Genomic DNA, 5,899 nt, shown 5'->3' with positions numbered 1-5,899 from the left:
GGAACAAGCGCCGCCCAGCGCTGGCTCATCTTGCCCGTGCTCCGCCTGAACAGCTCGCACAATGCGAACAGCACGACATAAATCACCAGCAGGAACGACAACAGAAGGAGCACAAGGAATGCCGACATGATGATGTCGTTGGGGCCGGCAATCACGAAGTAATTGAGCGAGAAAACGCGGCGAAACAGAACGTAATTGTAAGTGCCTGAAATCACGAATGAGAGCCCCGCCATCCCCGAAATCAATTCGAAGAAAGGCTTGAAGGCAATCTCGGATGTCACCACCACTTCTCCGGCTTGGCGGTGAAGCTCGCGCGTTGCTGGATCGCGAGGCCGGCATTCAGCACGCCCTGTTCGTCGAACGGGCGGCCCACGATCTGGAGGCCCAGCGGCAAGCCGTCGGCGTTGATGGTCGCAGGCACGCTCATCGCTGGCAGACCGGCGAGCGACGCGGGGACCGCGAAGACGTCGTTCAGATACATCGTCAGCGGGTCTTCGTTCATCGAACCCAGCGGGAAGCTCGCCGTCGGCGTGGTGGGCGCGAGGATCACGTCGCATTCCGCGAAGGCGCGGGCGAAATCGCGGGCCACGAGGGCGCGCACCTTCTGCGCCTGCGTGTAATAGGCGTCGTAGAACCCTGCCGAGAGCACATAGGTGCCGATCAGGATGCGGCGCTTGACCTCGTCGCCGAAGCCCGCGGCGCGGGTGGCGGCGTACATGTCCTGAAGGCCAACACCTTCGGGCAGATCGCGCAGGCCGTAGCGCACCCCGTCATAACGGGCGAGGTTGCTCGAGGCTTCGGCAGGCGCGACGATGTAATAGGCGGGCAGCGCATACTTGGTGTGCGGCAGCGAAACGTCGACGATTTCCGCGCCCGCATCGCGCAGCCACGCCTTGCCCTGCTCCCACGAATCGAGGATCGCCTGATCGGTGCCCTCCATCCGGTATTCGCGCGGGATGCCGACCTTCTTGCCGCGCAGGTCGCTGTTGAGTTCAGCCTCCCAGTCGGGCACATCCATCTGCAACGAGGTCGCGTCCTTGGGATCGAACCCCGCCATCGCGCCGAGCATGATCGCGCAATCCTCGACCGAACGCGCCATCGGCCCGGCCTGATCGAGGCTCGAGGCGAAGGCGACGATGCCCCAGCGTGAACACCGCCCATAGGTTGGCTTGATCCCGCAGATGCCGGTAAAGGCCGCAGGTTGGCGGATCGAGCCGCCGGTGTCGGTCCCGGTCGCGGCCGGCGCGATACGCGCGGCGACTGCCGAGGACGATCCTCCCGAGGAGCCCCCGGGGCTCATCGGCTGGTTGCTGCCCGCCTTGCGCCACGGTGAGCTGACATTGCCGAAATAGGAGGTCTCGTTCGACGAGCCCATCGCGAACTGGTCGAGATTGAGCTTGCCCAGCATCCCCGCGCCCGCGTCCCACAGCTTCTGGCTGACGGTGCTCTCGTAGCGGGGGGTAAAGCCTTCGAGGATGTGGCTGGCCGCCGTGGTCTGCACGCCGTGGGTGGCGAACAGGTCCTTCATGCCGATCGGCACGCCCGCCATCTTGCCCAGCGCCTCGCCCGCAGCGCGCGCGGCGTCGACCTTGTCGGCGGCGGCGAGGGCGTGGTCGGGGGTGGTGACGATGAAGGCGTTGAGCGCGGCGGCCCCGGCGACGGCGGCGTTGAAGCTTTCCGCTACTTCGCGGGCGGTGAAGTCACCCTGCGCCACGCCGTCGCGGATTTCTTTGACACCGAGAGAGGTCAGGTCGGTCATTTCATCTCCCCTCCCGCCTGCGGAAGAGGCCGGGGGTGGGCCTGTCCGCACACGGAGGTTGCAAGCTTTTTCCCACCCCTACCCCCTCGCGCAGGCGGGAGGGGAACACAGGAGCGGGCGTCGGAAAATCACTCGATCACCTTGGGCACGCCGAAGAAGCCGTGCTCGGCCGCGGGCGCATTGGCGAGCACGTCGCCCTGCTTGCCCCCGCCGGTCAGCGGATCGGCGTCCACAACATCGTCGCGCAGGCGCAGGGTGTTGGGGATCACCGCCGCCATCGGCTCGATCCCCGTCACATCGACCTCGCCCAATTGCTCGACCCATTGGAGGATGCCGTTGAGTTCCGGCACCATCCGCTCGAGGGCTTCGTCATCCATGCGGATGCGCGCGAGGCTGGCGATCTTGGCAACGGTTGCCTTGTCGACCGACATGCTTGCGTGCTCCCTTACTGGCCCGGTGCGCCCTGGGGCGCCCCGCCCGGCGCCTCACCCCCCGGTGCGCCGCCCGGCGCGCCTTGGGGGCCGCCCATCTGCGCCTGCATCTGGTCACGCAGCAGCTGGAGATTGCGCTCCACCGCGGCGCGGGTCATGATCCCGGTCACCTCGATCTCGAACTCGAGATCGGCGTTGGGCGGGATCGGCGACTGCGGCGGGGGGCTGGCGCCATAGGCCATCTCGGCGGGGATGAAGATTTCGTACTTGCCGCCCTTCTGGACGTTCTTGAGGCCTTCATAGAAGCCCGGGATCATCTGGCCCTTCTCGTAGAGGAAGGGATTGCCTTCGGGGAACAGGTCCTTGACGGGGAAGGGGCTGGCCTGCGCATCCTCGAATACCGTGCCGTCGGCGGCGAGCTTGCCCTTGTACTTGACGAAGATCACCTCGCCTTCCTTGGGCATCGGGCCGGTGCCGGCCTGCACCACATCGACATCGAGCCCGCGCGGCACAGCGGCCCAGGCAAGGCCGGCGCCCACCAGGATGGCGAGGACCACCCCGATCCAAAGCTTGGTCAGCGAGCCCTTGGCGAGCGGAGCGATCGGAACGCGGGTAATCTCGGTCATGGTGTTGTCCTGCTAGTCACGGATGCGCGACGACAAAAGGGCGCGGGTTTGATGCCGCGCCCTGATGACTGATCGGAAAGGGTGTTTCAAGCGGCTTCCGCTGCCGGATGCACGCTCGACGACGGGATTACTTGCTCCCGTCGCGCTCCATCCGCTTGCGCTCCATCTTGCGGGCGCGGCGCACGGCAGCAGCCTTTTCGCGGGCGCGCTTTTCCGACGGCTTCTCGTAGTGGCGACGCAGCTTCATTTCGCGATAAACGCCCTCGCGCTGCAGCTTCTTCTTGAGCGCGCGCAGGGCCTGATCGACATTGTTATCGCGAACCATGATTTGCATAAACGACGACTACCTCATGTCCAAACGCCAGAGCCTTGCACGATTCTGCGCAAGGGTACGCGATGAATTTCCAATGAAACATGGGCGATTCCCTCGAGGGACCGCCCTTCAAACCGCGCCCCCCTAGTCCAACACGGGAAAAATGGCAAGCCGCCAGAGTGCATTTGCGCGGCGCAGCCTGCCTAGCCACGGCGCGAGAGCCTCGCTATGGCCGCGCGATGGACGCTGTGATCTCTCCCTTCAAGGCAAGCCTTTACGTTGCCGCCGGCGGCGCGGCGGGCTCGGTGCTGCGCTATCACGCGGGGCGCTGGGTGAGCGCTCTGGCGGGCGAGGGCAATGCCTTTCCGTGGGGCACGCTCGCCGTCAACATCGCCGGCAGCCTGTTGATGGGCGCGCTGGTCGGCTGGTTCGCGCGCTCGGCCCCTGGCGCGGCGGCGGCCGAGACCGCGCGGCTGCTGCTCGGCGTCGGGCTGCTCGGCGGGTTCACCACCTTCAGCGCCTTTTCCAACGAGCTGGTCACCATGCTCCACCGCGGGCAGGCGGGGCTGGCCTTCGGATACGCCGCCGCCTCGCTGATCGCTGGCATGGCGGCGGTTGTCATCGGCCTTGTCGCCATGCAGGGAGCGCCGCGATGAGCGAGCAACCGACAGACAATGTCCGCCAGTTCACCGTGGCCGAGGACGACAACGGCATCCGGCTCGACCGCTGGTTCAAGCGCAACCTGCCGCAGGTCGGCTTCGCCACCGTATCGCGCTGGGCGCGCACCGGGCAGATCCGCGTCGACGGCAAGCGCGCCAAGCCCGAGGATCGCCTCGCCACCGGGCAGGTGCTGCGCGTGCCGCCCGGCGGCGAGGAGCCCCCGCGCGAGCCGGCCAAGCCCAAGGCGCGCGCGCTCAGTCCCGAACAGATCGCCGAGGCGAAGGACATGGTGATCCGCGAGACGCCGAGCGCGATCGTGCTCAACAAGCCCCCCGGCCTCGCCACGCAGGGCGGGAGCAAGACCACCAAGCATGTCGACGGGCTGCTCGATGCCTTCGTCGAGACCGAGCGCACGCCCCGCCCGCGCCTTGTCCACCGGCTCGACAAGGATACCAGCGGCGTCCTGCTGATCGCCCGCACCCCCGGCAGCGCGGCGAGTTTCTCCAAGCGCTTCGCCAGCCGCTCCGCCCGGAAGGTCTATTGGGCGCTGGTGGTCGGCAATCCGGCGCTGTCTGAAGGCGTGATCGACGCAGCCCTCGCCAAGCAGCCGGGCACCGGCGGCGAGAAAATGCACATCGACGAGGAGAACGGTGCGGCCGCCAAGACCCGCTACCGCGTGGTCGATCATGCCGGAGAGCGCGCGGCGTGGGTCGAGCTCGAGCCGCTGACGGGGCGCACCCATCAGCTGCGCGTCCACATGGCCGCGATCGGCCACCCCATCGTCGGCGACGGCAAATATGGCGGGCCCGACGCCTTCCTGACCGGCGCGGTCAGCCGCAAGATGCACCTGCACGCCCGCCGGTTGATCATCACCGAGCCCAAGGCGGGCGAGGGGTCTGGCGGCAAGCTCGATGTGACCGCAGAACTCCCGCCGCATTTTGCCGCGAGCATGGAGGTGCTGGGTTTCGACCCCGGGCTCTCGGACGCCTCTCCCTTGCGCGAGGAGACCCCCGAGAAAACGGCCGAGGAAAAGAAGCAGGCCGCGCGCCGCCACTTCAAGCAGGCGCGCAAGGAAGAGCGCGCGCCGCGGCGGGCGCGGGGGACGGCGAGTGCCAAGGGCCAGGCCAAGCCCAAGAGCAAGCCCAAGCCCGCAGCAAAGGCCAAGCCGGGAGCCAAGCCCGGGGCCAAGCCCGGAGGCCGCAAGCCGGTACGCTGATGCATCCCAACCCGCTCTACCGCACCGAGGACCGCGCCCTGTGCGAAAGCCTGATCGAGGAGATCGGCTTCGGCATGGTGTTCGCCCAGACCCCCGACGGGCCGAGGGTGGCGCACACGCCCCTGCTCGCCACCGCCGACGGTGCGATCCAGTTCCACCTCGCGCGCGGCAATGCCCTGACGCGGCATCTGGACGGGACGACCGCGCTGATCGTGGTCAACGGGCCCGACGCCTATGTCTCCCCGCGCTGGTACGACAACCGCGACACCGTGCCCACGTGGGACTACATCGCGCTCGAGCTCGAGGGCCGCGTTCGCAAGCTGGACGATGCGGGGCTCGAAGCCTTTCTGCACGCCGCGATCCTTAAGCACGAGGGGCGGCTGGAAGGCGCGCCGTGGCGGGCGGAGGAGTCCTCGGAAAAGGTGTGGGGCGGCCTCTTTCGGGGTATCACCGGCTTCGTGCTCGAGGTGCAGGCCTGGCGCCCTACCCTCAAGCTGTCGCAGAACAAGTCGGCCGCCGAACGCGCCCGCATTGCCCTCGGCCTCGAGACCGCGGGGCACGCCGCCCTCGCCCACCTCGTCCGGAACATCGCCTCGTGACCCGCCTTGCCGTCTTCGACTGCGACGGCACGCTGGTCGACGGACAGGCCGATGTGTGCTGGGCGATGGAGCGCGCCTTCACCCGCGCCGGGCTGGCGCCGCCCGACAACCATGACGTGCGCCGGATCGTCGGCCTCAGCCTGCCCGCCGCCGTCCGCAGCCTCGCCCCCGCCCTGTCGGACAAGCAGAACCGCACGGTCACCGAGTTCTACCGCTCCAGCTTCCGCGCGCGGCGCGAGGAGGGCCTGCTCGACGAGCCGCTCTACCCCGGCATCGCCGAGCTGCTTCACACGCT

General features: G+C 67.8%; 9 protein-coding genes. 4 read left to right on the top strand and 5 right to left on the bottom strand.

What is annotated here, in order from left to right; genetic code table 11:
* The 5 genes from NBV68_RS17090 to rpsU form a co-directional block, all read right to left on the bottom strand.
* Nucleotides 1-281: hypothetical protein (locus tag NBV68_RS17090; RefSeq protein ID WP_296312143.1), on the bottom strand; the 281-nt coding region annotated here is incomplete at its 3' end.
* A complete protein-coding gene (gene gatA, locus NBV68_RS17085; RefSeq protein ID WP_296312141.1) occupies nt 278-1,759 on the bottom strand; it encodes an Asp-tRNA(Asn)/Glu-tRNA(Gln) amidotransferase subunit GatA in 1,482 nt (493 codons plus the stop codon). The genes gatA and NBV68_RS17090, both read right to left, overlap by 4 nt.
* Nucleotides 1,760-1,887: 128 nt before the next feature.
* Nucleotides 1,888-2,190, bottom strand: coding sequence for an Asp-tRNA(Asn)/Glu-tRNA(Gln) amidotransferase subunit GatC (gene gatC, locus NBV68_RS17080; RefSeq protein WP_296312139.1), 303 nt, complete (start codon nt 2,188-2,190; stop codon nt 1,888-1,890).
* Nucleotides 2,191-2,204: 14 nt separating this feature from the next.
* Nucleotides 2,205-2,816 (bottom strand): FKBP-type peptidyl-prolyl cis-trans isomerase, encoded by a 612-nt coding sequence (locus tag NBV68_RS17075; protein WP_296312137.1) that lies wholly within the window; start codon nt 2,814-2,816, stop codon nt 2,205-2,207.
* A gap of 127 nt (nt 2,817-2,943) precedes the next feature.
* On the bottom strand, nt 2,944-3,150 hold the full coding sequence (rpsU, locus tag NBV68_RS17070; RefSeq protein WP_017664771.1) for a 30S ribosomal protein S21: 207 nt from the start codon (nt 3,148-3,150) through the stop codon (nt 2,944-2,946).
* 218 nt (nt 3,151-3,368) lie between these two features.
* Between rpsU and crcB the strand changes: the two genes are divergently transcribed.
* From crcB to NBV68_RS17050, 4 genes are all read left to right on the top strand, one after another.
* Nucleotides 3,369-3,785: a fluoride efflux transporter CrcB gene (gene crcB, locus NBV68_RS17065; protein WP_296312128.1), complete on the top strand. Its 417-nt coding sequence runs from the start codon at nt 3,369-3,371 to the stop codon at nt 3,783-3,785.
* Nucleotides 3,782-5,005, top strand: a complete 1,224-nt coding sequence (locus NBV68_RS17060) for an RluA family pseudouridine synthase (protein ID WP_296312124.1) — start codon at nt 3,782-3,784, stop codon at nt 5,003-5,005. Before crcB ends, NBV68_RS17060 begins: the two co-directional genes overlap by 4 nt.
* Nucleotides 5,005-5,604, top strand: a complete 600-nt coding sequence (locus tag NBV68_RS17055) for an FMN-binding negative transcriptional regulator (RefSeq protein ID WP_296312122.1) — start codon at nt 5,005-5,007, stop codon at nt 5,602-5,604. Before NBV68_RS17060 ends, NBV68_RS17055 begins: the two co-directional genes overlap by 1 nt.
* Nucleotides 5,601-5,899: HAD hydrolase-like protein (locus NBV68_RS17050; protein ID WP_296312120.1), on the top strand; the 299-nt coding region annotated here is incomplete at its 3' end. The genes NBV68_RS17055 and NBV68_RS17050, both read left to right, overlap by 4 nt.

Source organism: Erythrobacter sp., from assembly GCF_023653175.1.
In the GTDB taxonomy this organism is placed as follows: domain Bacteria; phylum Pseudomonadota; class Alphaproteobacteria; order Sphingomonadales; family Sphingomonadaceae; genus Erythrobacter.
Note: the sequence above shows the minus strand (reverse complement) of the source record. Positions and strands in the feature narration are given on the sequence as shown.